This window comes from Acidovorax sp. Root267, from assembly GCF_001429215.1.
Classification (GTDB): Bacteria; Pseudomonadota; Gammaproteobacteria; order Burkholderiales; family Burkholderiaceae_C; genus Acidovorax; species Acidovorax radicis.
The window spans coordinates 504,799-529,464 of the sequence record NZ_LMJC01000022.1 but is presented as its reverse complement, the minus strand read 5'-3'; the positions used below and the strand labels follow the sequence as shown (position 1 = coordinate 529,464).

The 24,666-nt window shown below is 65.1% G+C and carries 25 protein-coding genes; 15 read left to right on the top strand and 10 right to left on the bottom strand.

Going from position 1 to position 24,666, the window contains the following annotated elements:
- Positions 1-120: 120 nt before the first annotated feature.
- Positions 121-1,026 carry a LysR family transcriptional regulator gene (locus ASE39_RS16305; protein WP_057223979.1) on the bottom strand — a complete coding sequence of 302 codons (906 nt, stop codon included), beginning with the start codon at positions 1,024-1,026 and terminating at the stop codon, positions 121-123.
- A gap of 97 nt (positions 1,027-1,123) precedes the next feature.
- Between ASE39_RS16305 and ASE39_RS16300 the strand changes: the two genes are divergently transcribed.
- The 3 genes from ASE39_RS16300 to ASE39_RS16290 all read left to right on the top strand — a co-directional run bounded on the left by ASE39_RS16300 (position 1,124) and on the right by ASE39_RS16290 (position 4,128).
- Positions 1,124-1,594, top strand: a complete 471-nt coding sequence (locus ASE39_RS16300) for a cyclophilin-like fold protein (protein ID WP_082606749.1) — start codon at positions 1,124-1,126, stop codon at positions 1,592-1,594.
- Positions 1,595-1,884: 290 nt separating this feature from the next.
- Complete coding sequence (locus ASE39_RS16295; protein WP_057225173.1) at positions 1,885-2,880, top strand: alpha/beta hydrolase; 996 nt, start codon at positions 1,885-1,887, stop codon at positions 2,878-2,880.
- A 99-nt stretch (positions 2,881-2,979) separates the two neighbouring features.
- The gene (locus ASE39_RS16290; protein WP_057223981.1) at positions 2,980-4,128 is read left to right on the top strand and encodes an MFS transporter; all 1,149 of its coding nucleotides are present in this window, start codon (positions 2,980-2,982) and stop codon (positions 4,126-4,128) included.
- Here the strand turns inward: ASE39_RS16290 and ASE39_RS16285 are convergent.
- On the bottom strand, positions 4,115-4,684 hold the full coding sequence (locus tag ASE39_RS16285; protein WP_057271813.1) for a GNAT family N-acetyltransferase: 570 nt from the start codon (positions 4,682-4,684) through the stop codon (positions 4,115-4,117). The genes ASE39_RS16290 and ASE39_RS16285 overlap by 14 nt on opposite strands.
- On the bottom strand, positions 4,681-5,328 hold the full coding sequence (locus ASE39_RS16280; protein WP_057271812.1) for an XRE family transcriptional regulator: 648 nt from the start codon (positions 5,326-5,328) through the stop codon (positions 4,681-4,683). The genes ASE39_RS16285 and ASE39_RS16280 overlap by 4 nt, the downstream gene beginning before the upstream one ends.
- 267 nt (positions 5,329-5,595) lie before the next feature.
- Between ASE39_RS16280 and ASE39_RS16275 the strand changes: the two genes are divergently transcribed.
- From ASE39_RS16275 to ASE39_RS16265, 3 genes are all read left to right on the top strand, one after another.
- Positions 5,596-6,684 (top strand): DUF6817 domain-containing protein, encoded by a 1,089-nt coding sequence (locus ASE39_RS16275; protein ID WP_057271811.1) that lies wholly within the window; start codon positions 5,596-5,598, stop codon positions 6,682-6,684.
- A 264-nt stretch (positions 6,685-6,948) separates the two neighbouring features.
- A complete protein-coding gene (locus tag ASE39_RS16270) occupies positions 6,949-7,752 on the top strand; it encodes a MetQ/NlpA family ABC transporter substrate-binding protein (protein ID WP_010461494.1) in 804 nt (267 codons plus the stop codon).
- 304 nt (positions 7,753-8,056) lie between these two features.
- Positions 8,057-10,363, top strand: coding sequence for a bifunctional diguanylate cyclase/phosphodiesterase (locus tag ASE39_RS16265; protein ID WP_057271809.1), 2,307 nt, complete (start codon positions 8,057-8,059; stop codon positions 10,361-10,363).
- 166 nt (positions 10,364-10,529) lie between these two features.
- Here ASE39_RS16265 and ASE39_RS16260 read toward each other — a convergent pair whose 3' ends face one another.
- Positions 10,530-11,174: an FMN-dependent NADH-azoreductase gene (locus ASE39_RS16260; protein WP_010461496.1), complete on the bottom strand. Its 645-nt coding sequence runs from the start codon at positions 11,172-11,174 to the stop codon at positions 10,530-10,532.
- Between the two features lie 131 nt (positions 11,175-11,305).
- Here ASE39_RS16260 and ASE39_RS16255 point away from each other — a divergent pair, with 131 nt between their 5' ends.
- Positions 11,306-12,253: a LysR family transcriptional regulator gene (locus tag ASE39_RS16255; protein ID WP_057271808.1), complete on the top strand. Its 948-nt coding sequence runs from the start codon at positions 11,306-11,308 to the stop codon at positions 12,251-12,253.
- 180 nt (positions 12,254-12,433) lie between these two features.
- Positions 12,434-13,303 (top strand): HDOD domain-containing protein, encoded by an 870-nt coding sequence (locus ASE39_RS16250; protein ID WP_029413807.1) that lies wholly within the window; start codon positions 12,434-12,436, stop codon positions 13,301-13,303.
- A 52-nt stretch (positions 13,304-13,355) separates the two neighbouring features.
- Here the strand turns inward: ASE39_RS16250 and ASE39_RS26795 are convergent, their stop codons facing one another.
- The 3 genes from ASE39_RS26795 to ASE39_RS16235 all read right to left on the bottom strand — a co-directional run bounded on the left by ASE39_RS26795 (position 13,356) and on the right by ASE39_RS16235 (position 16,116).
- Complete coding sequence (locus ASE39_RS26795; RefSeq protein ID WP_057271807.1) at positions 13,356-14,549, bottom strand: ankyrin repeat domain-containing protein; 1,194 nt, start codon at positions 14,547-14,549, stop codon at positions 13,356-13,358.
- Complete coding sequence (locus ASE39_RS16240; RefSeq protein WP_057271806.1) at positions 14,546-15,088, bottom strand: sigma-70 family RNA polymerase sigma factor; 543 nt, start codon at positions 15,086-15,088, stop codon at positions 14,546-14,548. The genes ASE39_RS26795 and ASE39_RS16240 overlap by 4 nt, the downstream gene beginning before the upstream one ends.
- A 113-nt stretch (positions 15,089-15,201) precedes the next feature.
- Positions 15,202-16,116 (bottom strand): hypothetical protein, encoded by a 915-nt coding sequence (locus ASE39_RS16235; RefSeq protein ID WP_057271805.1) that lies wholly within the window; start codon positions 16,114-16,116, stop codon positions 15,202-15,204.
- A 219-nt stretch (positions 16,117-16,335) separates the two neighbouring features.
- Between ASE39_RS16235 and ASE39_RS16230 the strand changes: the two genes are divergently transcribed.
- The 7 genes from ASE39_RS16230 to ASE39_RS16200 all read left to right on the top strand — a co-directional run bounded on the left by ASE39_RS16230 (position 16,336) and on the right by ASE39_RS16200 (position 22,489).
- On the top strand, positions 16,336-16,977 hold the full coding sequence (locus ASE39_RS16230; protein ID WP_057271804.1) for a peroxiredoxin: 642 nt from the start codon (positions 16,336-16,338) through the stop codon (positions 16,975-16,977).
- A 59-nt stretch (positions 16,978-17,036) separates the two neighbouring features.
- A complete protein-coding gene (locus ASE39_RS16225; protein ID WP_057271867.1) occupies positions 17,037-17,624 on the top strand; it encodes an alpha/beta hydrolase in 588 nt (195 codons plus the stop codon).
- Between the two features lie 231 nt (positions 17,625-17,855).
- On the top strand, positions 17,856-18,860 hold the full coding sequence (locus ASE39_RS16220; protein WP_057271866.1) for a sulfate ABC transporter substrate-binding protein: 1,005 nt from the start codon (positions 17,856-17,858) through the stop codon (positions 18,858-18,860).
- A 31-nt stretch (positions 18,861-18,891) separates the two neighbouring features.
- Positions 18,892-19,761: a sulfate ABC transporter permease subunit CysT gene (gene cysT / locus ASE39_RS16215; RefSeq protein WP_029413812.1), complete on the top strand. Its 870-nt coding sequence runs from the start codon at positions 18,892-18,894 to the stop codon at positions 19,759-19,761.
- Positions 19,758-20,666 carry a sulfate ABC transporter permease subunit CysW gene (gene cysW, locus ASE39_RS16210; protein ID WP_029413814.1) on the top strand — a complete coding sequence of 303 codons (909 nt, stop codon included), beginning with the start codon at positions 19,758-19,760 and terminating at the stop codon, positions 20,664-20,666. Before cysT ends, cysW begins: the two co-directional genes overlap by 4 nt.
- Before the next feature lie 12 nt (positions 20,667-20,678).
- Positions 20,679-21,803, top strand: a complete 1,125-nt coding sequence (locus ASE39_RS16205) for a sulfate ABC transporter ATP-binding protein (RefSeq protein WP_010461518.1) — start codon at positions 20,679-20,681, stop codon at positions 21,801-21,803.
- Positions 21,804-21,949: 146 nt separating this feature from the next.
- On the top strand, positions 21,950-22,489 hold the full coding sequence (locus ASE39_RS16200) for a disulfide bond formation protein B (protein WP_192425346.1): 540 nt from the start codon (positions 21,950-21,952) through the stop codon (positions 22,487-22,489).
- Positions 22,490-22,589: 100 nt separating this feature from the next.
- Here the strand turns inward: ASE39_RS16200 and ASE39_RS16195 are convergent, their stop codons facing one another.
- The 3 genes from ASE39_RS16195 to ASE39_RS16185 all read right to left on the bottom strand — a co-directional run bounded on the left by ASE39_RS16195 (position 22,590) and on the right by ASE39_RS16185 (position 24,565).
- Positions 22,590-22,787, bottom strand: coding sequence for a hypothetical protein (locus tag ASE39_RS16195; protein ID WP_035196858.1), 198 nt, complete (start codon positions 22,785-22,787; stop codon positions 22,590-22,592).
- 114 nt (positions 22,788-22,901) lie between these two features.
- Entirely contained in the window at positions 22,902-23,567 is a 666-nt protein-coding gene (locus ASE39_RS16190; protein WP_010461521.1) for a glutathione S-transferase, read from the bottom strand.
- Positions 23,564-24,565 carry a rhodanese-related sulfurtransferase gene (locus tag ASE39_RS16185; RefSeq protein ID WP_010461522.1) on the bottom strand — a complete coding sequence of 334 codons (1,002 nt, stop codon included), beginning with the start codon at positions 24,563-24,565 and terminating at the stop codon, positions 23,564-23,566. The genes ASE39_RS16190 and ASE39_RS16185 overlap by 4 nt, the downstream gene beginning before the upstream one ends.
- Positions 24,566-24,666: the final 101 nt, after the last annotated feature.

Below are 24,666 nucleotides of genomic sequence, written 5' to 3'. Positions count from 1 at the left end.
GGAGCCGGTTTTTTTTCGTCCCATGCAGGCCCGCGCCATGGAGGGATCTGTGCAAAGGGCGCCCGTGGGGCCTGGTGAGCGCGCCATTGCCCCAGGCCGCCAACCCGGCCACGAGGTACCCTACCGACGGCCTTTCTCCCCCAGTTGCAACGCCTTCAGCACCAGCGAAAAAGCGGGTGATGGCTGGCGCCGGCTGGGGTAGTACAGGTGGTAGCCCGCAAACGGGGGGCACCAATCTTCCAGCACACGTACCAGGTGGCCGTCTTCGATGTGGGAGGCCAGTTCATCCTCGGGCAGCAGCGCGATGCCCAGCCCCGCCAGTGCCGCATCGACCTGGGGCGGGGCGGTGTTGAAGATCAGCGGGCCGTCCACCCGCACATTGACCTGTTTGCCCTTGCGCGAGAAATCCCACACATACAAGCCACCCGAGGTAGGCATGCGCTGGTTGATGCAACGGTGCGCCGTCAGGTCGTGGGGGGTCTTCGGAATGGGATGGGCAGCAAAATAGCCGGGGGAGGCCACCACGGCCATGCGCAAGGACGGGCCGATGGGCACGGCAATCATGTCCTTGTCGATGGTGTTGCCCAGGCGCACCCCGGCGTCAAAGCGGTCGGCCACGATGTCGCGAAAGCCGTAGTTCATGTCGAACTCCAGCGTGATGTCGGGGTTCTCGTGCAGCAGCGGCATGAGCTTGGGCAGCAGCGTGGTGTGCATGACATGGTCGCCGCAGGTGATGCGCACGGTGCCTGCGGGTTTGTCGCGCAGTGCGGTCAGGGCATCGAGCTCGGCCTCGATGTCGTCAAAGCGGTGGCCGATGGCGTGCATCAGGCGTTCGCCCGCTGGCGTGGGCGAGACGCTGCGTGTGGTGCGCGTGAGCAGCCGGATCTGCAGGCGCTCTTCGAGGCCACGGATGGTCTGGCTCAGCGCGGACTGCGTGACGCCTAGAGTGGCGGCAGCCCGGGTGAAGCTGCCCTCGCGCGCCACGGTGACGAAGGCCAGCAGGTCATTCAGGTTGCGTCGCGCCATGTTCGATTTTCCCACTTGATTGGTTAGCCAGGCTTATAAAGCCATTCGGTATTCATTATCTAGTCGTGGCTCTGGAAGGAAGGCAAACTCCTTTTTCATGACCTTGCGCAACCTTCCGCCTCTCCTCCATCGCCGCTCGCTGGCGGGTTTTTCCGTTGCGTGGTGCCTGGCCGCCAGCATGGCGCCCGCACCAGCCTTTGCACAACAAAAGCCCATGAAAATCCGCCTGCACCTCGACGACGCCATTGCCACTGCCACGTTGGAAGATTCCGTGGTCGCCCGCGATTTCGCGGCCATGCTGCCGCTGTCGGTGACGCTGAAGGACTACGCAGCGATTGAACGCATCACCGACTTGCCGCGCAAGCTGCCCACCGCGCAGGCGTCCATGGGCATGACCCCCGTGACCGGTGACATTGCTTACTACGCGCCATGGGGCAACCTGGCGATCTATCTGAGTGGCACCGTTTACGACCGAGGCCTGGTGCGCCTCGGCAAGGTGGACAGCGGCCTGTCGGCCTTGCAGCGGCCTGCGCCATTCACTGTGCGCATCGAGCGTGCCAGCGATTGAACGGCCGCCCGACATAAAGAAGCAAGCGGGCGGAACGCCAGCGCATTCCCGGCCGCCGTCTTTGCCGCCCAGCGGCCTCAACGCCCGCTTTTCGTCATTTCTCCCATTCATTTCCCCCATTCACAGGACCATCGAACATGGACAACACCCTCAGCACGTTGGGCGCATTCCGCGCATTGAACACAACACCCGGCACAGATCACCCCACTTCGGACCGTCGCGACTTTCTCATCCGGGCGGGTTTCGGAGCCGCAGCCCTGGGCGGGTTGTCTGCTGTGGGCGGCAGCGCCATGGCGGCGGGGCCGCAGCCAGCACCCGGCAAGGTCAGTGGTGCCGACAATTTCTACAAGAGCGACCGGGTGGTGGTGCGCAAGGTGACCTTCAAGAACCAGTACCGCATGGCGGTGGCCGGGAACCTGTTTGTGCCCAAGAGCCTGGACCGCAGCAAGAAAAGCCCGGCCATTCTGGTGGGCCACCCCATGGGCGCGGTCAAGGAACAAAGCGCCAACCTGTATGCCACCAAGATGGCGGAGCAGGGTTTCATCGCACTGTCGCTGGACCTGCCTTTCTGGGGCGAGAGCGACGGCCAGCCGCGCAACGCCGTGGCGCCAGACATCTATGCCGAGGCTTTCAGCGCGGCGGTGGATTTTCTGGGCACGCAGGCGATGGTGGACCGCGAGCGCATCGGTGCCATTGGCGTGTGCGGCAGTGGCAGCTTTGTCGTCAGTGCCGCCAAGATTGACCCGCGCATGAAGGCCATCGCCACGGTCAGCATGTACGACATGGGCGCTGCCAACCGTGATGCGCTGAACCACTCGCAGACTGTGGAGCAGCGCAAGCAGATCATTGCCGCCGCTGCCGAGCAGCGCTACGTGGAATTCACCGGCGGGGCCATCCAGTACACCGGTGGCACGGTGCACGCGCTGACGGCAGACACACACCCCATTCAGCGGGAGTTCTATGACTTCTACCGCACCCCGCGTGGAGAGGTCACGCCCAAGGGCGGTTCACCCAAAACCACCACCCACCCCACGCTGACCAGCAACGTCAAGTTCATGAACTTCTACCCGTTCAATGACATCGAGACTATTTCTCCGCGCCCCATGCTCTTCATCACGGGCGACCAGGCGCATTCCAAGGAGTTCAGCGAAGACGCATTCAAGCGCGCAGCCGAGCCCAAGGAGCTGTACATCGTCCCCGGTGCGGGCCATGTGGATCTGTACGACCGCGTGACCCTGATTCCGTGGGACAAGCTGACGGCGTTCTTCGGCAAACACCTGGCGTAAACGGTGACGACTCAGGTTTGCGGCGCGCCACCACGGGGCGACGCCGGTGATGCACGTGGTGCGGCGGTGGACCCTGCGCGCTGGAGCGGGGTATTCGCGATGACGCTCTGCGTGTTTGCGCTGATCGCCTCGGAGTTCATGCCGGTCAGCCTGCTCACGCCGATGGCCGACGACCTGGGTGTCAGCGAAGGTTGGGCTGGGCAGGGCATTGCGGCATCCGGCGTCTTTGCGGTGCTCACCAGCCTGAGCATTGCGGCGCTCGCAGGCAGGATGGACCGCAAGACCCTGCTGCTGGGACTGACGGCGCTGATGTGCCTCTCCGGGGCGGTCATCGCGCTCGCACCAAATTACGCGGTGTACATGGTGGGGCGCGCGCTCATCGGGGTGGTGGTGGGCGGGTTCTGGTCCTTGTCGGCAGCCACGGCCATGCGGCTGGTGTCTGTCCAGCAGGTGCCACGGGCGCTGGCCATCTTCAATGGCGGCAACGCACTCGCCACGGTGGTGGCGGCGCCGCTGGGCAGCTATCTGGGGGCCGTGATCGGCTGGCGCGGGGCCTTCTTGTGCCTGGTGCCGGTGGCGGTGGTTGCCTTCGTCTGGCAGTGGGTGAGCCTGCCGCCAATGCCTGCAGGGCCGCAGCGTGCTGGGGGCTCTGGCGCTGTTTTGAGGCTGCTCCAGCGCCGGGTGATTGCGGTCGGCATGCTGGCCGTGGGCAGTTTCTTCCTGGGGCAGTTTGTGCTGTTTACCTACTTGCGGCCGTTTCTGGAAACCGTGACGCATGTAGGCGGGTTCACCCTGTCATTCGTGCTGTTGGTGATCGGGGTGGCGGGTTTTTTGGGCACCACACTCGTCAGTGCGGTGCTGGCCAGGGGCTTCTACCGAACCCTTTTCATGGCACCACTCCTGATGGCGCTCATCGCCGTTGCGCTGATCTGCCTGGGCGACCGGTTGACCGCTGTGACGGCATTGCTGGGCCTGTGGGGCCTGGTGGCCACCGCTGCGCCCGTAGGCTGGTGGACGTGGGTCGCCCGATCGATGCCGGAGGACGCCGAAGCCGGAGGTGGCCTCATGGTGGCGGTGGTTCAGCTGGCCATTGGCCTGGGCTCCACGGTGGGTGGCCTGCTGTTCGACAGCAGCGGCTACCAGAGCACCTTTGCCGTGAGCGCCGCCTTGTTGTTGCTGGCCGCTTTGCTGGTCTTCCTGACCTGGCGCACCAGCATGGCCGATGGCCGCGCCATCACAGGTGCTTGAAGAAAAACGTGGTGCCGCACAACGCGCCATCCGGCATCAACGCGTAGCCGGGCACCACGCCCACGCGCTGCCAGCCTGCGCGTTCGTACAGGCGCTCGGCGTCGCCGCCGGTGACGGTGTCGAGCACCAGCACGGTTTTTCCCTCTGCGCGTGCGGCGTCGTCCACGGCGGCCATGAGCTGCTGGGCGATGCCCTGGCGGCGGGCCTTGCGGTGCACCAGCATCTTGGCCACGTCGGCGCGGTGGGGCTGGTTGTCGGGCATGGCGGTGACGAGCTGCACGGTGCCCACAACGGCGCCTTGCGCGTCTTCGGCCACCAGCAGCACGCGCTCGTTGCGCGCCACGCCTTCGGCCACGCCGCGCCAGAAGGCCACAGCCTTGTCGCGCGGCAGGGGCTGCATGAAGCTGACCGACGCGCCACCCTGCACGCAGTCGATCAGCACGTCGGCCAGGGCCGGCACAGTGGCGGCAGCTTCGTTGGGGCCGAGGCGGCGCACGGTGGTGGATGCGTGGGGGGCATCCACGCAGGGCGATGAAAGGGCCAGCGGGGCGGTCATGGGGATTTTCTCCGTGTTGTGGTGTTGGAGGAGGGGGATGGTGGCGCGGGGGAGGCCACGCGCGGCGCAAAACCCTGCGGCGCGAGCGTGGCCAGGGCCACGAGGTAGCGCGCGGCCTTGCGCGTGGGGTTGTGGAACACGATCGGCTGGCTCAGTTGCATGGCCAGGCAGTCGCCTGCCTCCAGCGGCCAGGTGGTGCCGCCCACGGTGAGGTCCATGCGGCCTTCGACGACCCAGACCTGCTGGTGGATGTTGGCGTCGTGCACCGCAGAGTCCAGGGCCACGCGCTGGCCGGGCGGAAACTCCACCTCCACCAGCTGCAGCGGCGAGCGCGCTGGCGGCGAGAGCTGGCGGCGCACATAGCCCGACGCCGGGTCTTGCCACAGCGGCTGGTCGGCCGCGCGGATGAACGGGGAGGGCGCCTGGCCACTGCGGGCACTGTCGTCAAAAAACGAGGCCAGGGCCACGCCGAGGCCGATGGCAAGCTTGTCCAGCACGGCCGCCGTGGGGCTGCTTTGTCCGCGTTCGATGAGCGAGATGTTGGAGCGGCTCACGCCGCTGCGTTCGGCCAGGGTGTCGAGCGAATAGCCCCGGGCGTCGCGCAGTTCGCGCAGCCTGCCGGCGATGCGGGTGTGGATGTCCATGAGGTCAGTTTAATGGAAATAAAATCCATAAAACTGGAAATTGTCTGAAATGATGGCGCCACAGATTGGTGCACGGACCGGCCATGGCACAGGATTGACGGGTGGATTGCTATTATTTGAATAGCTAAAAATCCAATATGAATAAGCGACAAGCCACTATTTTCCTTGTGATTTGATCGCGCCATGGCGAGTGGCACAGGTCCTGGCGATGCTGATACTGTGTGTACTTTGCATTTCACGCACCTTCGACCGCCGGAGACAAAAACCATGACCCTGCCGTTTCATTCCCTGGATGCTGACCTGTTCGCCCGTGCCCAGACCTTGCTGGACGAGGAGTGGCTGGCGCGTGACCCGGACCTGGCCCCCGTGTTGCCCACAGTGCTGGCGCGCAATGTGGGGCAGGACTGGCACAAGGCGGGCACCTTCCGCCACCATCTGGTGGGCGTGGCGCGCTCGCTCACCGTGTGGCAGCAGCCGCGCGATGTGCGCCTGCTGGGGCTGTTGCACAGCGTGTATGGCAATGCGTTCGTGGATCTGGTGAAGTTCGACCCGGCCCAGGAGCGTGCCCGCGTGCGCGACCTGGTGGGTGAATCGGCCGAGCACCTGGTCTATGTGTTCTGCACCCAGTCGCGCACGCAGTTTGTGCAGAAGGTGCTGGCCCATGCGCTGGAGGCCGATGGCAGCCTGGTGCTGCAAAAGGACGGCAAGGACCATGTGCTCACGCCGTACGAGGTAGCCACCTTCATCATCGTCAGCATGGCCGACACCATCGAGCAGTGGTTCAGCTGGCAGGACGACATCTTCTCGCGCTTCCCGGAGGTGCAGCACCGCCACCAGAAGGCCCACTGGGCGGCATCGCTCTGGCCCGGGCCCATGCGGCCATCGGGGCGCATGGTGCACCAGATCAACGGGCTGGCCAAGGCGCTGCAGCACCCGGGCCTGAAGGGCCTGTTGCCCGTCCCACCGGTGTTTGGCCATTGCACGCAGCACCTGTCGGCCGCCAACGAGGCGGCGGCCGCGTCGCTGTACTGGTCGGTGATCCAGCAAGACCAGCCGCTGGTGGACCTGGACGTGGCCACCGGTGTGCTGGAAAGCGCTGTGCGCCACAACCCCTGGGTGGGCGAGCCGCAGATGGTGCTGGCCCAGCTGTATCTTTCGGCCGGTCGCCAGGACGACGCCAAGGCCGCCGCCGAGAGCGCGCTGCACCTGTTCAGCGCCTGGGGCAACTCGTGGGACAAACGCGTGCAATGGGACGCCTGGGTGGCCTGGACGCGCATCCTGCTGCAGGGCGCGACGGTGGAGGGCACCTGGCCGGAGCGGCTGGACAAGCTCAACAACGTTGCGCTGCGCGGCTGACTTGGAACATCCCCCTGAGTGGCTGCGCCACTTCCCCCTTCTCTCGAATCGCTGCGCGATTCGGGAAGGGGGACGCAGCCCTCGCTGCGGGGCGGCCCTTGCTCGGCTGCCCTCGCCGGGCGCGCCAGTTTCATGAGGTGAGGGTGGGGGCACGGGCCTTGTCTTCTTATTCGAATGGGTTGTAATGAAATGAAAACTTAGTTGTTCCAGTTTTATCGGGGAAACCCTAGGATGCGAGCCATCTCTCAACGAAAGGTTTTCCCTGTGAACAACAACAAGCGCCTTCTCCTGCAATCCGCCCTGGCTTTGGCTGCTGCCGCCGCTTTCTCTACCGGCGCGATCGCCCAGGACAAGCCCCTCAAGATCGGCGTGACGGGCGGCCCGCACGCGCAGATCTTCGAGGTGGTCAAGAAGGTTGCCGAGAAGGACGGCCTCAAGATCCAGGTCATCGAGTTCAGCGACTATGTGCAGCCCAACGCTGCGCTCGCCGCTGGCGACCTGGACGCCAACAGCTACCAGCACAAGCCCTACCTGGACGCGCAGATTGCCGACCGGGGCTACAAGTTTGCCGCAGTGGGCTACACGGTCAACTTCCCCATCGGCCTGTATTCCAAGAAGGTCAAGAAGCTCGAAGACCTGAAGGAAGGCGCCAAGTTCGGCATCCCGAACGACCCCACCAATGGCGGCCGCGTGCTGCTGGTGCTGCAGGACAAGGGCCTGATCAAGCTGCGTGACGGCGCTGGCCTCAAGGCCACGCCGCTGGACGTGGTGGGCAACCCCAAGAAGATCAAGTTCGTCGAGCTTGATGCCGCCCAATTGCCCCGTTCGCTGGACGACCTGGACGCTTCGGCCATCAACACCAACTTTGCGCTGTCGGCAGGCCTGAACCCTGGCAAGGATGCCATTGCCCAGGAAAACGCCAAGAGCCCCTACGTCAACCTGATCGCCGTGCGCGATGCCGACAAGGACAAGCCCTGGGTCGCCAAGCTGGTGAAGGCCTACCACTCGGAAGAGGTGAAGAAGTTCATCCAGACCGAGTTCAAGGGTTCGGTGCTGCCGGGCTTCTGACCGTCTTTCCGGTGGCGCGCAGGGGCGCGCACGGTGGTCCTTCGCCGGTATGCCCTGCTGGCTTCCCCGCACCCCAACCTTCTTCCGCGAGGGGAGAGGAGCTGAGAAGGCTGCTGGAGCTACAAAATATTCATTCAAATTGGCACCTGGCGCTTATTGGTTAAGCGCCAGGTGCTATTTTATTTGTAGCTATTGGCAGAGCCTAGTACCCCAGCAGTTCCGTGGGGAACTGGCGGGGCGTGGCCTGGGGCCACAATGAGGGTTAACGTTCGGTAACACACCCTCAGCCCTGCGACCCCTGCCCATGCCTCTCGCGGAACGAAACCTCACAGTGGCCTGGGCCGTCGCGGCGGCGCTGTTGTTCGCCGCATCGCTGTGGGTGCCGCACCGAAGCGTGCAGGTGTTTCTCGACAACGCGTCGTGGACGCTGGCCCTTTGCCTGTCGGCCTTCTGGGCCTGGCGCGGCCGCATGCAGGTGCCGCCGGCCGAGCGTTTGCTGCACACGGGTTTGTTCGTCGGCACCTTGCTCATGGCCACCGGGCAGATGGTGTGGAACCTGCAGGTGGCCCTGGACTGGAACCCGTTCCCTGCGCCGGCCGACCTGTTCTTTCTGGCTGTGGGCCCGGTGTGGGCGGCCACTGTGATCCGTGCCACGTTTGCGCGCCTGGCCAAGGACCGCACTTACCCGGCATCGCTCGATTTTGGAGGCGCCGTGCTGGCGCTGCTGGCCTTCACCCTGGTGATCTACCTCCCTACGGGTGAGATGCGTTCGCTGGCAGAGGGGGCGGTGCTGGTGCTGTACCCCGCCACGTTTCTGACCGCTGCGGGTGTCGGGGCTCTGGCCATTCCCACGGTCGGGGTGAGCATCGCACGCTCGCATCTGTTGGTGCTGCTGGGCATGCTGGGCTACGGCCTGAGCTGGATGCAGTGGAATCTGATGGTGATCCACGGCACGGTGCAGCCCGGGCTCTGGTTCAACGCCAGTTTCAGCCTGTCGGCGCTGGCCTTTGGCTGGGGCGCGCGCTGGCTGCGTTTTGAGGTGTCGGCAGACCAGGACTACCGGCGCCAGTGTGATCAGCTCATGAACTACGTGCCGCTGGTGTCGATGACGCTGGCGGCCATCACGCTGGTGTTGCTGTTCATCGCTCCCGACGGACGTGTCGGCGTGCAGGCGCTGATCCTGGGGTGCTGCCTGCTGGTGCTGCTGCTGGCGGCCCTGCGCCAGACCATCGTGGTGGGCCTGCTCAACCGCCTGCGCACGGCGGAGGCCGCGGTGCTGCGCAACGAAGAGCAGCTGTACCAGGTGGCGCACTTTGATGCCCTCACGGGCCTGCCCAATCGCCGCTATTTTGAAGATGCACTGGAGCGCGCCGTGGCCGATGCGTCGCGCTACGCGCACGCGCCCGACCGGCGTGTGGCGCTGCTGCTGATCGACCTGGACCACTTCAAGAGCGTCAACGAAACCTACGGCCACCGCGTGGGCGATGCGTTGCTGAGCGAGGTGGGACAGCGCATCACCCAGTTGCTGGCGGGGCAGGGGCTGGTGTCGCGGCTGGCCAATGACCAGTTCACCGTGATGCTGCTGCGGCCCGCGTCGCGCACGGTGCTGGCGCAGCGGGCAGCTTCGCTGGTCGAGGGGCTGTCGCGGCCCTGGGAGCTGTCGGAGGTGGGCGCGCAATACATGGGCGCCAGCATCGGCATCAGCCTGTTTCCGGACGACGCCAGCAACAGCGCCGAGCTGGTGCGGCACGCGCATTCGGCACTGCATGCCACCAAAAGCGCCGGACGCGGTTCGTACCGCTTCTACATTGAAGAGTTCACGCAGATCACGCGGGGCCGGCTGGAGCTGCGCCGCCGCCTGCACAGTGCGCTGCAGGGCGGTGAGTTCACGCTGGTGTACCAGCCGCAGCTCAACCAGCAGCGCCAGACCGTGGGCGCTGAGGCGCTGCTGCGCTGGTCGGTGGATGGCAAGGCGGTGTCGCCCGACGAATTCATCCCGCTGGCCGAAGAAAGCGGGCTCATCGTGCCGATTGGCCTGTGGGTGTTCGAGACCGCCTGCCGCCAGGTGGCGCAGTGGCGGGCCGAAGGCTGGCAGGTGCCGGTGGTGTCGGTCAACGTCTCCACCATCCAGCTGCGCGAGCCCGGGTTCACCCAGACCCTGCTGGGCGTGACGCAGCGGGCAGGGGTGAGCCCCGCCGTTCTGGTGCTGGAGATCACCGAGTCGCAGCTGCTGGACGAGTCGCTGTATGCCATTGCGCTCGACCTGAAGAACGCAGGGTTTGCGCTGTCGATCGACGACTTTGGCACCGGGCACTCGTCGCTCATCAAGCTCAAGCGGCTGCCCGTGGGCGAGCTGAAAATCGACAAGGTCTTTGTGCGCGACATCGTGGTGGACGTGAACGATCGCGAGATCTGCGCCACCATCAACGCACTGGCCCGCACCCTGGGCCTGGAGGTGGTGGCCGAAGGGGTGGAGACCGAGGAACAGCTCCAGCTCCTGATCAAGATGGGCTGCGAGCGTTTTCAGGGCTGGCTGTTTGCCCCGGCCCTGGCGCCGGAGCAACTGGCCCGGCACTGGCTGCAGCGGCAGGTGCCGCTGGCGGTCCACTGAAAGCGCCGAAGCGCAGAAGCGCCGGAGATTCAAAAATGATAGCTACTTGCGCTTTATTTATAAGCGCCAGAGGCCATTTTTATTGGTGAAAATGAAAAAACCCGGTGCAGGGCCGGGTTCTGGGGGGGCGCCGCAGGGCTGGCGCCCTGTGGCGGTGGGGCTGTGACTACGCAGCCTGCGACACGCGGGCCTGGTTGGCGGCCACGCTGGTGTTGCTGGTGATCGCCTGCTCGGCCAAAGCCAGGGCGGCGGCCTTGGCGTCCGGGCCCATGCCCACCCCTTCGGCGCGCACAAAACGCACGTCGGTGATGCCGAAGAAACCAAACACCACCTTCAGATAGCTCTCTTGGTGCTCCATGGCCTGGCCGCCTTCGCTGGTCGAATACACGCCGCCACGGCTGGACGCCACGATCACGGTCTTGCCACCGGCCAGGCCCACGGGGCCCTTGTCGGTGTACTTGAAGGTGCGGCCGGTTTGGGCGATGCGGTCGATCCAGGCCTTGAGCTGGCTGGGCACCGAGAAGTTGTACAGCGGCGCACCAATCACGATCACGTCGGCCGCCAGGAACTGGCTCACCAGCGCCTCAGACAATGCGTTTTCACGGCGCTCCACATCCGTGGCGGCGGCCTGGCCCGTGCGGAAGCCGAGCGATTCCACCGACAGGTGGGAGGGGGCCTGCGTGGCCAGGTCCAGGTAGTCCACCGTGGTGCCGGGGTGGGCGGCTTGCCAGGCGGCCACGGTGCGGGCGGTCAGTTGGCGGGACACGGATTGTTCCCCGGTGATGGCAGAGTCAATGTGAAGCAGTTGCATGGAAAACTCCTGGGAGGTCTGTGGGTGGAGCCACAGCGTGTGGCCATGGGATGAATTGTGGTTGTTCGTTCTTCTGTTGATAAGGTGGGGAACTTGCGATAGATTGTTCTATCCATAGGACGATGACTGCGATGCAAGATCTCAACGACATGCTGTATTTCGCCGAAGTGGTGGAGCGGGGCGGCTTTGCCGCTGCGGGCCGAGCCCTGGGCATTCCCAAGTCGCGCCTGTCCCGGCGTGTGTCGGACCTGGAGACACAACTGGGCGTGCGCCTTCTGCAGCGCACCACCCGCAAGCTCTCGTTGACCGAGGTGGGCGAGGCGTACTTGCGCCACTGTCAGGCCATGCGCGAATCGGCCCAGGCCGCCGCCGACACGGTGGCCCAGGTGCAGACCACCCCACGCGGCACCATCCGCGTGAGCTGTCCCGTGACGCTGGCGCAGACCGTGCTGGCCGAGCTGATGCCGCAGTTTCTGGCCAACTACCCGGAGGTGCGCATCGACATGCTGGTGAGCAACCGCGCGGTGAATCTGGTGGAAGAGGGCATTGATGTGGCGCTGCGCGTGCGCCCGTCGGTGGACGACAGCGGCAGCATGGTCGTCAAGCGCCTGGACCACACCACGCAGATCCTGGTGGCCAGCCCCGAGCTGCTGATCCGCCAGGGCACCCCCAAGACGCTGGACGATCTTGCCAAGCTCGACAGCATTGCCATGTCCGCGCCCGAGGGCCGGTCCATCTGGAACCTCATCGGTCCTGGCGGCGTGCACCAGATGGTGCAGCACACCCCGCGTTATGTGGCCGATGACCTGCTCACGCTCAAGTACGCCGCTGTGGCGGGCACCGGTGTGTGCTGGATGCCCGACTACATGTGCCAGGAAGAAATGCGCGAGCGCAAGCTGGTGCGTGTGCTGCCCGACTGGGCTCCCGCACCCGCCATCGTGCATGCCGTGTTCCCCTCCCGCCGGGGGCTGTCGCCTGCGGTGCGGCGATTTCTGGACTACCTGGGCGAGGCCATGCCTGGACGCAGCAGCCTGAGCACCCGCCAGGTCTTGCAGGGGGTGGACGGGGCGGATATCTGAGGCTGGGCGAAAGCGCGCCCCGACCGGACTGGCGTCCGCGCCGAATCCGCCGACTGCGGCAAAGACCGTATGCCGCCACGGGCTGCGTCAGCACATCGCTTTTTGGCGCCACAATGCAACGAATTGCAACTGTGCGGGCAGCCCCTGTGTTTACCGCGCCGGGGCCGTCCGGGATTCCTTGTGACCGCTCCACACCCCATCGATCAAGATATCCGGCAAGCCCGCGTGCACCCTGCGGTGCGGGCCATCGTGGTCCCGCCATGCCCCGAGTCGCTGCTGCGCCTGCAGCAGATCATGGCCGCGCCCGAGCTGGACTCTGCCGCCCTGGATCAACTGGCGTCCTCGGACGTGGCCCTGGCCGCTGCCGTGATGCGGCTGGCCAACAGCCCGCTGTATGGCCTGGCCCAGCCGGTGCAGACCGTGGGCATGGCGCTCACGGTGCTGGGGCTCCAGCCTGCGGTGGAGCTGCTGTCGGCCTTCATCACGCGCAATGCCCTGCAGGTGCGGTCCCCGCTGCTGGAGCATTTCTGGGAAAGCTCGCAGCGCCGCGCCATCGCGTGCGAGCACATCGGCCACCAGCTCTACAGCTTTGACCCGGGCCTGGGCTACAGCTTCGGGCTGTTCTGCCATGTGGGCATGCCTGTGCTGGTGAAGGCCGTGCGGGGCTATGCCAGCACCGTGACCGAGGCCCTGGCCCGCAAGGACCGCACCTTCACCCAGACCGAAAACGCCAGCCACCGCACCGACCACGCCGTGATGGGCGCCATCGTGGCCCGCACCTGGCACCTGCCGGGGGATGTGGCGCAGGCCATCTGGCTGCACCACGACTTTGCGTGCCTGGGCGATGAGCGCTTCAACCCCACGGTGCGGCACCTTGTGGCGCTGGGCCTGCTGGCCGAGTACCTGGTGAACCACCACGACAACCTGGCCCCCACGCGCGAATGGCTGCAACACGGCCAGGCCTGCATGCAGCATCTGCACGTGACGCAGGATGAGCTGGACCACTGGATCGACGCACTGCACCCGGCCTTTGAGGCCGTGCGGTTCTGAGAACGTAGACACGTTCTGACACTGGACATCGCCTGAGCTGGCGGCTTCGCGACTAGCGTTGTTCAGCGTCGATCAGGTCCGCAATGCGCGTATGTCCCCGTTGCCGGGCTTGCTGAGCCGCGTTCAGTCCTTCACGGTCCACCAGGGTTCGGTTGGCGCCCAGCGCCAGGAGTTTCTGGACGGTGGTGGTCTGGCCGTGGTTGGCCGCAAGCATCAGTGCCGTCCGGCCGACGCTGTCGCGGGCGTCAATGGGCGCGCCCTGGCGAACGAGGCTTTCCACCTGGAGAGGGTCCCCTGTACGGGCGGCTTCCCACAACTGCTGCAACAACAAGGCGCTGGAACCCGCATCGGCGCTGGGTGCGGTGGCCGCGAGTTTGCCGCTCGCAGCGTTGCCCCCTTGTGGGCTGCGGGCCGCAGCAGCGGCGGCAGGTTCCGCAGCGGATGGCATGGCCTGGGGCTGTGGCACCACTTCCCTCGAAGCGGCACCATCTTGCACCGCGGAGCGCTCGCGCATTTCAGCGCGGGGGGCTGGCGCAGCGGAGGGCGCGGGTGGCGGTGCTGGACGGGGCGTCATGGCCTTTTCGGCGGTAATGGGCGGCGATGCGGGAAAGCCTGAAACGGCCCCGGCTGCGCTGCGGCCCGATGAGGACTCGGCTTCGGGGGCTGCGGTTGCTGGTGCCGGTGCCGGTGCCGGTGCCGGTGCCGGTGCCGGTGCCGGTGCCGGTGCCGGTGCAGTCTTGGCCAGCGGCCTGGCATGGCCTGGCGCCGGTGCCGCAGGTTTTTGTGCCGTGGACATGGCCGGTGGGATCGCCGTGTCGCGGGCACGGTCTGGCAAAGCTGCAGCGGCCGATGGCGCCGCGGCTGCCGCCGAGCTTGTTTCTGCGGCCGGTGCGGTAGACGGTGCTGGCGTGGGGGTCGGCAACGCGGCAGGGGCTGGCGCCTCAGCCCGGCGGCGGCCGTAGGCGGTTTCTTGTTCTTCGGGTGTCCCGCGCTCGAATTGCAACATCAGCAAGCCGGCCAGCCCCACCACGGCTACGGTGGCCAGGGCAGAGATCTTCCAGCGTGACTGGTTGGCAGCAGTACGGCTTGGGGCGGCTGCCGTGGGCGATGGGGCCATGGCAGCTGCTGCCGCCAGCATCTGCGCATGCGCTCGCACCGCCTCGCGCACCTGCGCGCCGGGGCGGGCATCTTCCTGTGCGCTGGCTTCGCGGTATCGCCGGACCAGGTCGTCGTCTGGCGCGCTCATGATGCAAACTCCTTGAGATGCTGGCGAAGGCTGGCCCGCGCATAACGCAGGCGGCTCTTGGCGGTTTCAAAATTCACACCGGTAGCCTGTGCAATCTCCTGCACGCTGAGGTCACCTTCGGCCTGCAGCAGAAAGGCCTCCCGCTGCTCAAGGGGCAGTTGTTCCACGGCGGCGATCAGCGCTGCCGCCTGCTCACGCGACTGCAACTGCCGTACCGGCCCGAACCCGGAGTCGGCCACCAGCGTGTCGGCCAGGCTGCGCGCGTCCTCGTCGCTCGCGTCCAGGCTGGCGTGGTGTTTGGCGGTGCGAAGATGGTCCACCAGCCGGTTGTGCGCCAGCGTGAACAGCCAGGTGCGAAATTTCGCCTTGACCTCGTAGCTGCTGGCGTGGCGCGCCACGGAAAACCAGACATCCTGCAGCAGGTCGTCGGCCACGGCCTGGACCTTGACGCTGCGAAACACAAACCGCCATACCGCCAGTTCGTGCCGGCCGTACAGCGTGTCGAATGCGCCCATATCGCCCCCGGCATAACGCAGCATGAGCGTCTCGTCGGGTTCGTCCGTGTGGGCGGGGGAAGGGGCTGTTGGCACCGGCGCATTATGCGAGGCCCTCATGCACCGGCGGGCCTCTGCAGAGCGGAAGCCCTCAAGGCCTACCTCGGGTCGGGAACATACGACAGGTTGTCCGACTGCGGAAATGCGCGGGGCACATGCGGCCGCGCCAATGGCTCGCGGATCACGCCGCTGGCGACCAGGTTTTCGCGGCTGTCATACCGGATGCTGATCACCTCGTTGGGCTGGTCCTGCAGGCGTGTGAAGGTGGTGTGCGAGACGACCGAGGTCTCGCGCTGGCCGTGGGCTGTGCCCAGTTTGGGAGACGGCATGGGCGCCGCCTTGGCCACACTGTCCGCAGCCATCGACCGTGCGGAGGATTCGGCTTCCGAGGAGGGGGCGGGTGCTGCAGCGGCGGGCGCTGCCGATGGCAAGGGCTGGTGGGGGGCCGGCTCCTCGCGCAAGCGCCCCAGGCTATTGCCGTTTCCACCGCTGTTTTCACGGCGCTGGCTCTGGCTGTAGGGCTCGGGGGTGACGGCGGGCGAAGGCACCGGCGGCTGTTCGCGGAACAATGCCACGCCGATCACGCCCACGTGGGCCGGGCGGCCTGTGCGGCTGGCGTAGGAGTTGGCAATGCTGGAGAACTCGAAGGCAGCGACCTGGCTGTCGCTCTTGCGCCAGCCGGTGATCTGGTAGCGCTCGTAGGGCGAGAACACATAACCACGCTGGTCCCAGGCGGCGGTTTCACCGCTGAGCACATTGACGCCATCCACCGAAGGCACGGCCAGCACCCGTTCTCCCGAGCGGTTGCGCACCGTGATGGCGTAGCGCGCGCCGGGGCGCCCAGCCACCCAGTATTCGCCCTTGGCGTAATGCACCGGCAGGGTGGCCCCGGTATCGCGGTCCACGATGGTGACATCGGCCAGGCGGCCAATGGCCTGGGCAGGCAGGCTGGCCAGTGCTAGCAAGGCGGCCAATGCAGTGACTGCGGGAAGGGTAAACGAACCGGGTTTCATGGCAGCTCCATCAAAGTGTTGTTGGTGCTGAGTGAAACGAACGGGGCGGGTGAATGGGGTTAAGCCTTCCACAAAAAATCGCAGGCTCGGTGGGTGCAGTAGGGCGGTCAATCAGCCTTTTGTTAGACGTTTTGGCGATTAAGTAAGAGCAATATATTCGTTTGGGTTTTAAAGACCGGATCGCAGAATGCCCCCTCAGACATTGAAGGAGCGTTTCACATGGCCACTTTGCGACTCGGCGACACCGCCCCCGACTTCACCCAGGAATCCACTGCCGGCACCATCCGTTTTCACGAGTGGGCCGGTGATTCGTGGGTCGTGCTCTTCTCGCACCCTGCCGATTTCACGCCCGTCTGCACCACCGAACTGGGCAAAACCGCAGCGTTGTCGGGCGAATTCGCCAAGCGCAATGTCAAGCCCATCGCCGTGAGCGTGGACCCCGTCGATTCGCACAACCGCTGGGTGGGCGACATCAACGAGACTCAGAACACCACCGTCAACTTCCCCATCCTGGCCGATGCGGACAAGAAAGTGGCCGACCTCTACGACATGATCCACCCCAACGCATCGACCACGGTCACGGTGCGCAGCGTGTTCATCATCGACCCGAAGAAGGTCATCCGCACCACCTTCACCTACCCCGCCAGCACGGGCCGCAATTTCGACGAAATCCTGCGCGTCATCGACTCGCTGCAACTGACCGACAGCCACAAGGTGGCCACGCCCGCCAATTGGAGGGACGGCGACGACGTGATCATCGTGCCCAGCCTGCAGGACCCGGCCGAGATCGCGCAGCGCTTCCCCAAGGGCTTCAAGGCCGTGCGCCCCTACCTGCGCGTCACGCCCCAGCCCAACAAGTAAGAAGACAAAAGCACAACAACAGGGCGGGGCTGCGGCGCAAGGTCGTGGCCGGCCCTCTGATTTCTGTGACCACCACCTCCATCATCATCGTTCCCGGCTGGCGTGACTCGGGCCCCGGCCACTGGCAAAGCCTGTGGGCTGAGCGCCTGCCGCACGCCCGCCGCGTGGTGCAGGACGACTGGGTCACCCCCACCCGCTCGGCCTGGGTGGGCCAGCTTGAAAAAACCGTGCTCGCTGCGCCCCACCCGGTGGTGATCGTGGCGCATAGCCTGGGCTGCATTGCCACCAGTCACATCGGCCCCGAGGCGGCGGCCCGCGTATGTGGTGCGCTGCTGGTGGCCCCGGCCGACCCCGAGCGCCGGGCCATCCTGAGCGACTTTGCGCCCGTGCCCTACGCCGCGCTGCCCTACCGCAGCATTGTGGTGGCCAGCAGCAACGACCCTTTTTGCCCCATCCGGCTGGCGGGTGCCTATGCCCGGGCCTGGGGCAGCGAGTTCGTGCGCATGCAAAACGCCGGGCACATCAACATCGACTCGGGCCATGGCGAATGGCCCCTGGGCTGGGCATTGCTGCAATCGCTGGAAGGCGACCACGCCGTGCCGCAGCAGCCTGCCGCCCCAACACACGTATCGCCTGCAGCGGCCTGATTGCTATAATTTTAATAGCTATTGGCGCTTGATATGAAAGCGCTAGCGGCTTGTTTTGCTTGGAGCGCCGCGTACGGGGTGGCTATCCGGGCAGGCATGCAATCGACCCGCGGCGGTCGATGAAAAATCCATATGCCAATATACGATTAATTAACAAGAATATATTCTTTTGAGTTTTAAGGACGCCTCCGCACAATGCGTCATCTCCAGTATTTTTTGGGCGACACCACCATGACTTCTTTGAAACTCAAGACCCTTCTTGCCTCCCTGGCCCTGGCCGCCAGCGGCATGGCTGCCGCACAGAATTCCCTGTTGAACGTGTCGTATGACGTGGCCCGCGAGTTTTACAAGGACTACAACGCCGCCTTTGCCGCGCACTACAAGAAGACCACTGGCCAGGACGTGAAGATCGACCAGTCGCATGCCGGCTCCAGCGCCCAGGCGCGTGCCGTGAACGACGGCCTGGCCGCCGACGTGGTGACCATGAACACCACCACTGACGTGCAGTTCCTGGCCGACAGCGGCGTGGTGGCCAAGGACTGGGCCAAGAAGTTTCCGCACGACGCATCGCCCACCACCTCGACCATGCTGTTCCTTGTGCGCAACGGCAACCCCAAGGGCATCAAGGACTGGGAAGACCTCATCAAGCCCGGCGTGAAGGTGATCGTGGTGAACCCCAAGACCGGCGGCAATGGCCGTTATGCCTACCTGGCTGCCTGGGGCGCCGTGCGTGAAAAGGGTGGCACCGAGGCGCAGGCCGCCGAGTTTGTGGGCAAGCTCTACAAGAACGTGCCTATCCTGGCCAAGGGCGGCCGTGATGCCACGGCCACCTTCCTGCAGCGCAACCAGGGCGATGTGCTGATCACGTTCGAATCCGAGGTGGTCTCCATCGACCGCGAATTCGGCGCCGGCAAGGTCGATGCGATCTACCCGTCGGTGAGCGTGGTGGCCGAGAACCCCGTGGCCGTGGTGGAGCGCACCGTGGCCAAGAAAGGCACGGCCCAGCTGGCCAAGGCGTACCTGGACTACCTGTACTCCGAAGAAGCGCAGGAGATCGCGGCCAAGCATGCGATTCGTCCCCGCTCGGAAACCGTGCTCAAGAAGTACGCCGACACGTTCAAGCCGCTCAAGCAGTTCACGGTGGCCAAGTATTTCGGCTCGCTGACCGAAGCGCAGAAGGTGCACTTCAATGATGGCGGCCAGTTCGACAAGCTCTACACGCCCGGCGCCAAGTAAGCCAGCGCGTTTCGTTTCTACTTCCTCATTTATGACCACCGCGACTGCAGTGGCCGCAGCCCCGGCCGGACGGCGCGCGCCCAAACGCGTGCTGCCCGGCTTTGGGCTGACTCTGGGCTACACGCTTTTCTATCTGAGCATCATCGTGCTGATCCCGCTGTCGGCACTGATCTTCAAGACCTTCACGCTGACCTGGGAGCAGTTCTGGGCGGCCATCAGTGCGCCCCGCGTGATGGCTTCGTACCGCCTCACCTTCGGGGCGTCATTCCTTGCGGCGCTGGTCAACCTGGTGTTCGGCCTGCTGATCGCCTGGGTGCTGGTGCGCTACAAGTTTCCGGGCAAGAAGATTGTGGACGCGCTGGTAGACCTGCCGTTTGCGCTGCCCACCGCCGTGGCCGGCATCTCGCTGACCGCCTTGCTGGCCGGCAATGGCTGGGTCGGGCAGATTCTGGAGCCCATGGGCATTCAGCTGGCGTTCAAGCCCGCGGGCATCGTGATCGCGCTGATCTTCATCGGCCTGCCGTTCGTGGTGCGCACCGTGCAGCCCGTGCTCGAAGACGCTGAAAAAGAGCTGGAAGAAGCCGCCACCTGCCTCGGGGCCACGCGCCTTCAGACCTTCACCAAGGTCATCCTGCCCTCCATCACCCCTGCGCTGCTCACCGGCTTTGCCATGGCATTCGCGCGGGCAGTGGGGGAGTACGGCTCGGTGATCTTCATCGCCGGCAACATGCCCATGGTGTCTGAAATCACGCCGCTCATCATCATCGGCAAGCTCGAACAGTATGACTACGCCGGCGCCACTGCCGTGGCCGTGGTCATGCTGGTGATCTCGTTCATCCTGCTGTTGGTCATCAACGCACTTCAGGCATGGCAGCGACGCCACGCGGGGGCTCCAGCATGAGCGGCAACAACTCCCGGACTATCCGCCGCGCACAAGCGGGAACTACTGAAGCGCCCTGGGTCCGCTACACGTTGATCACCATCGCGCTGATCTTCATGCTGCTGTTCCTGGTGCTGCCGCTGGCCGCGGTGTTTGCCGAGGCGCTGCGCAAGGGCTTTGGCGCGTACCTCGAAGGCCTGCGTGAACCCGATGCCTGGTCGGCCATCAAGCTCACGCTGATCACTGCACTCATCGCCGTGCCGCTGAACCTCGTGTTTGGCGTGGCGGCCGCCTGGTGCATTGCCAAGTACGAGTTCAAGGGCAAGGCGTTCCTGACGACGCTCGTGGACCTGCCGTTCTCGGTATCGCCCGTGGTGGCGGGCCTGATCTACGTGCTGATGTTCGGCGCGCAGGGCTGGTTCGGCCCGTGGCTGCAGGCGCACGACATCAAGATCATTTTTGCCGTGCCGGGCATCGTGCTGGCCACGGTCTTTGTGACCTTCCCCTTCATCGCGCGTGAGCTGATCCCGCTGATGCAGGCGCAGGGCAACGACGAGGAGCAGGCCGCCATCGTGCTGGGCGCCACCGGCTGGCAGACCTTCTGGTACGTGACCCTGCCCAACATCAAGTGGGGCCTGCTGTATGGCGTGATCCTGTGCAATGCGCGGGCCATGGGCGAGTTCGGTGCGGTGTCGGTAGTGTCGGGCCACATCCGTGGGCAGACCAACACCATTCCGCTGCACGTCGAGATTCTCTACAACGAATACCAGTCGGTGGCAGCGTTTGCGGCGGCTTCGCTGCTGGCGCTGCTGGCGCTCGTCACCCTGGTGATCAAGACCATTGCAGAGCACCGCAACGAGCAGGCGCTGAAGGCGGCTGCCGAATTGCCCCCCGAGCGGCCCGCGCCTTTGCCAACCGCCCGCTGAAGGAAGAAGACCATGAGCATTGAAATCCGTAACGTCAGCAAGCAATTCGGCGACTTCCAGGCGCTGCGCGATGTGAGCCTCGATATCGCGTCGGGCGAACTCATCGCGCTGCTGGGCCCCTCGGGCTGCGGCAAGACCACGCTGCTGCGCATCATCGCGGGCTTGGAGACGGCCGATGTAGGCACCATCCATTTCAGCGGCGAAGACACCACCGATGTGCACGTGCGTGAGCGCAACGTGGGCTTCGTGTTCCAGCACTACGCGCTGTTCCGCCACATGACGGTGTTCGAGAACGTGGCCTTCGGCCTGCGCGTCAAGCCTCGCAGCGAGCGCCCGAGCGACGCGCAGATCAAGCAGAAGGTGACCGACCTGCTCAAGCTCGTGCAGCTCGACTGGCTGGCCGACCGCTACCCCTCGCAGCTGTCCGGCGGGCAGCGCCAGCGCATCGCCCTGGCCCGCGCGCTGGCGGTGGAGCCCAAGGTGCTGTTGCTGGATGAGCCGTTTGGCGCTCTCGATGCCAAGGTGCGCAAGGAACTGCGCCGCTGGCTGCGCCGCCTGCACGACGAACTGCACGTCACCTCAATTTTCGTGACCCATGACCAGGAAGAAGCGCTGGAAGTGGCCGACCGGGTGGTGGTCATCAACCAGGGCCGCATCGAGCAAAGTGGCTCGCCCCAGCAGGTGTGGGACCAGCCCGCCAGCCCGTTCGTCTACGGCTTTCTGGGCGACGTGAACCTGTTCCATGGCCGCGCGCATGAGGGGCTGGTGCACCTCGACGGCATGCAGATCGACTCGCCCGAACATAGCCAGGCGCAGAACGCCAAGGCCTTTGCCTATGTGCGGCCGCACGACCTGGATGTGGAGCGCTATTCGCCCGGCGCCGGACTCGACGCCCAAGGTCGCCCGCGCGGCATCGTGGCCCAACTGAGCCGCGCCATTGTGGTGGGCCCGATTGCGCGGCTGGAACTTATTCCCTCCGACGATCACAAACCAGCGGACAATGCGTCCCCAGACCACTTGATCGAAGCGCAGATCCCTGCGCAGCAGTTCAAGGAAATGGGTTTCAAGGAGGGTGAAACGCTGGTGGTGACACCGCGCCGCGCCCGAGTGTTCCTGGATCACGCCGCTGGAATCTGACTCCCCCTGAGCCGCTGCGCGTCTTCCCCCTGAGGGGGCGCACCCGGTGGACTGGCGGAGCCAGATCCACGGGTGCACTGGCATGGGCCGCGCCCGTTTCGGAGGCGGCACCGTTTGCAATGGCTATTGGATGAGGGATAAGAATGATGGTGTTGAACTGGATCGATCAGGCCCCGCGCCGCGTGCTGGCACTGATCAGCGTGGCTTGTGTGGCGATGCTGGCTTTTGGCATGTACCTGCAGCATGTGGTGGGCCTGGAGCCTTGTCCCATGTGCATCGTGCAGCGCTATGCTCTCATTGGCATAGCAATCTTTACAGGTCTGGCAAGCGTCAGGGGCCAAAAAGGCTGGTGGATGACCTGGGCGGTGTTGGCGGTGATCGCGGCCGGGTTTGGCGCCTTTGTAGCGGCCCGCCAGAGCTGGCTGCAGTGGTATCCCCCCGAAATCGCCACCTGCGGCCGTGACTTCTACGGAATGATCGAAAACTACCCCATCAGCCGCGCCATTCCGATGATCTTCCGGGGCTCGGGCGATTGCACAGCGATTGACTGGACGTTCCTCGGTGGCTCGATTGCCAACTGGTCCTTTATCTGTTTTGTAGGTTTTGGCCTGGTGCTGCTGGTGCTGCTGGTGCGTGCCTTGAAGAATGGTGGGAGCCGGGGGGGCTCGGGTTACTCAATGGCGTGATGCCCCTGGCTCGCCATGGACTAAAAAAGGCGCTCGTTGGAGCGCCTTTTTCATTTGCTGAACCAAGGTGTCGGGCGGTGCGGCCTGACGTCCCGGTGCCTCATTTCAATGGCTTTTCTTCCGTGGGCACGGGTGCAGCCTCGTCGGGCACCTTGGGGATGTCAGAGGCATGGTGCTCCATGGGAGTCTTCTTCCCCGGCTGAGGTGTCTTGTCAGCGCCCGGGGCGATCTCCTCGTTGTTGTGCTGCTTCGCTTGCTGAACCTTCTTGTCGTGCGCAATGTTGCGGGGATCGGTCATCTCGTACTTTCAGTGGTGGATACCCATCCTTGTCCGAGAACACAGTGGCACGGGTAGGACAACGGGACGTTGCAGTGCAAGGGGCGCGTTTGCACATCGGGTGTCCCTGTCTGGTTATCTACCATCCTCCAGGAATGGGAAAGGCACCCCCTTCGTTCCATCTACCCATCCCGGCAGCTTGTGCATCACGCTCTCGAACAGGCCGTTCACCTGCCACTGCGCCAGCCAGGTCTGAAGGTGTGGCCAGGGTTGGGCATCCCACCATGCGGCGTCAATGCCCGCAAACTGCCGAACGAAGGGGGCAATGGCCATGTCCGCCAGGGCGGCGTGGTCGCCAAACAGGAAGGGGCGTTGGGCAAGCCGTGTCTCCAGGCCGTGCAGCCATTCCACGGCCTGTGTGCGGGCCAGGGCGGTGTCGGCCTCGGGGTAGCGGCTGGGGTATTTGCAGCGGTCCAGTGCTTGCTTGAAGGGGCCGTCGCATTCAGCCACCAATGCCAGCATGTCTTCCACGTCGCCGTGGCTCGGGGCCAGCCAGCCGGCAGGGTCGTTTCGGGCCAATGCCCATTGCATGATGTCCAGGCTCTGCTCCAGCACCTTGCCGTCGGGCAGCACCAGCACAGGCACCGTCGCCTTGGGCGACGCCTGCAGCAAACCTTGTGGCTTGTTCCTCAGCACCACCTCGCGCAACTCGCACACGTGGCCACTCACGGCCAGCGCCAGCCGGGCGCGCATGGCATACGGGCAGCGGCGAAAGGAATAAAGGACGGGCAGGGCGCTCACGCGGATTCGTCCTCGTGATCACTCTCGTCGTCTCTGGAGCTGGATCGCGCCGGGTTGCCCGGTTGCCGCGCGCCGATGTGCGCCTGTCCGCGTTGGTTTGCCAGGTCCATCTGGCGCTGCCGCTCTGCCAGCGCGCGTTCCTGCTCGGGTGTGCGCGTGCCGTGGCAGTAGGGGCAGCTCACGCCGCGCACGTAATGTGGCGAGTGCAATTCGGCCTCGCCCAGTGGCATTCGACACGACCGGCAAAGCTGGTGGTGGCCGGGTGCCAGGCCGTGGCCTACCGACACACGTTCGTCAAACACAAAACAGTCGCCATGCCAGCGGCTGGCCTCTTCGGGCACAGTTTCGAGGTACTTGAGAATGCCGCCTTCGAGGTGAAAGACCTCCTCGAACCCCTGCGATTTGAGCAGGGCGGTGGACTTCTCGCAGCGGATGCCGCCCGTGCAGAACATGGCCACGCGGGGTTTCCCAGCCAGCACGCCGCCAGGCTGCGATTGCGCGGCCACCCACGCCGGAAACTCCGCAAAACTCTTCGTGTGCGGGTTGATGGCGCGCTCAAAACTGCCGATGCCCACCTCGTAGTCGTTGCGCGTGTCCACTACCACCACACCGGGGTCGTCGATGAGCGCGTTCCAGTCCTCGGGCTTCACATAGGTGCCCGCGTTGCGGGCGGGATTCAGGCCGGGTACCCCCAGGGTCACGATCTCGCGCTTGAGCCGCACGCGCATGCGGTAGAACGGCTGGCGCTCGGTAGGCGCCTCTTTGTGCTGCAGGTTGGCAAAGCGCGGGTCGTTGCGCAGCCAGGCCAGTACGGCCAGCACATCCGCTGGCTCGCCCGCGATGGTGCCGTTGATGCCCTCGGGCGCCAGCAACAGCATGCCGCGCACGCCGCGCTCGTCGCACAGGGCCTGCAGCGGCGCACGCAATGCGGCGCAGTCGGGCAGATCGGCAAACTGGTAGAGGGCGACGGTGAGAAAGCGGGGTGTGACCGAGTGCACGAATGGAGTGCCTGAAGCAGCGACTTGTGGAGGGAAGGGGGTGATGATAGCGGTCACCTTTCGTTACGATGTGGTGTCGCCAACGCTGCACCAAGGTGGTT

Coding starts and splice junctions, on each gene's coding strand:
- ASE39_RS16200 (WP_192425346.1), top strand. CDS start 21,950: ATGGTGTTGAACTGGATCGATCAGGCCCCGCGCCGCGTGCTGGCACTG.
- cysW (WP_029413814.1), top strand. CDS start 19,758: ATGAGCGGCAACAACTCCCGGACTATCCGCCGCGCACAAGCGGGAACT.
- ASE39_RS16265 (WP_057271809.1), top strand. CDS start 8,057: ATGCCTCTCGCGGAACGAAACCTCACAGTGGCCTGGGCCGTCGCGGCG.
- ASE39_RS16240 (WP_057271806.1), bottom strand. CDS start 15,088: ATGCTGCGTTATGCCGGGGGCGATATGGGCGCATTCGACACGCTGTAC.
- ASE39_RS16295 (WP_057225173.1), top strand. CDS start 1,885: ATGGCGGCGGGGCCGCAGCCAGCACCCGGCAAGGTCAGTGGTGCCGAC.
- ASE39_RS16235 (WP_057271805.1), bottom strand. CDS start 16,116: ATGAAACCCGGTTCGTTTACCCTTCCCGCAGTCACTGCATTGGCCGCC.
- ASE39_RS16275 (WP_057271811.1), top strand. CDS start 5,596: ATGACCCTGCCGTTTCATTCCCTGGATGCTGACCTGTTCGCCCGTGCC.
- ASE39_RS16195 (WP_035196858.1), bottom strand. CDS start 22,787: ATGACCGATCCCCGCAACATTGCGCACGACAAGAAGGTTCAGCAAGCG.
- ASE39_RS16255 (WP_057271808.1), top strand. CDS start 11,306: ATGCAAGATCTCAACGACATGCTGTATTTCGCCGAAGTGGTGGAGCGG.
- ASE39_RS16205 (WP_010461518.1), top strand. CDS start 20,679: ATGAGCATTGAAATCCGTAACGTCAGCAAGCAATTCGGCGACTTCCAG.
- ASE39_RS16305 (WP_057223979.1), bottom strand. CDS start 1,026: ATGGCGCGACGCAACCTGAATGACCTGCTGGCCTTCGTCACCGTGGCG.
- ASE39_RS16290 (WP_057223981.1), top strand. CDS start 2,980: ATGACGCTCTGCGTGTTTGCGCTGATCGCCTCGGAGTTCATGCCGGTC.
- ASE39_RS16230 (WP_057271804.1), top strand. CDS start 16,336: ATGGCCACTTTGCGACTCGGCGACACCGCCCCCGACTTCACCCAGGAA.
- cysT (WP_029413812.1), top strand. CDS start 18,892: ATGACCACCGCGACTGCAGTGGCCGCAGCCCCGGCCGGACGGCGCGCG.
- ASE39_RS16260 (WP_010461496.1), bottom strand. CDS start 11,174: ATGCAACTGCTTCACATTGACTCTGCCATCACCGGGGAACAATCCGTG.
- ASE39_RS16280 (WP_057271812.1), bottom strand. CDS start 5,328: ATGGACATCCACACCCGCATCGCCGGCAGGCTGCGCGAACTGCGCGAC.
- ASE39_RS16300 (WP_082606749.1), top strand. CDS start 1,124: ATGACCTTGCGCAACCTTCCGCCTCTCCTCCATCGCCGCTCGCTGGCG.
- ASE39_RS26795 (WP_057271807.1), bottom strand. CDS start 14,549: ATGAGCGCGCCAGACGACGACCTGGTCCGGCGATACCGCGAAGCCAGC.
- ASE39_RS16285 (WP_057271813.1), bottom strand. CDS start 4,684: ATGACCGCCCCGCTGGCCCTTTCATCGCCCTGCGTGGATGCCCCCCAC.
- ASE39_RS16220 (WP_057271866.1), top strand. CDS start 17,856: ATGACTTCTTTGAAACTCAAGACCCTTCTTGCCTCCCTGGCCCTGGCC.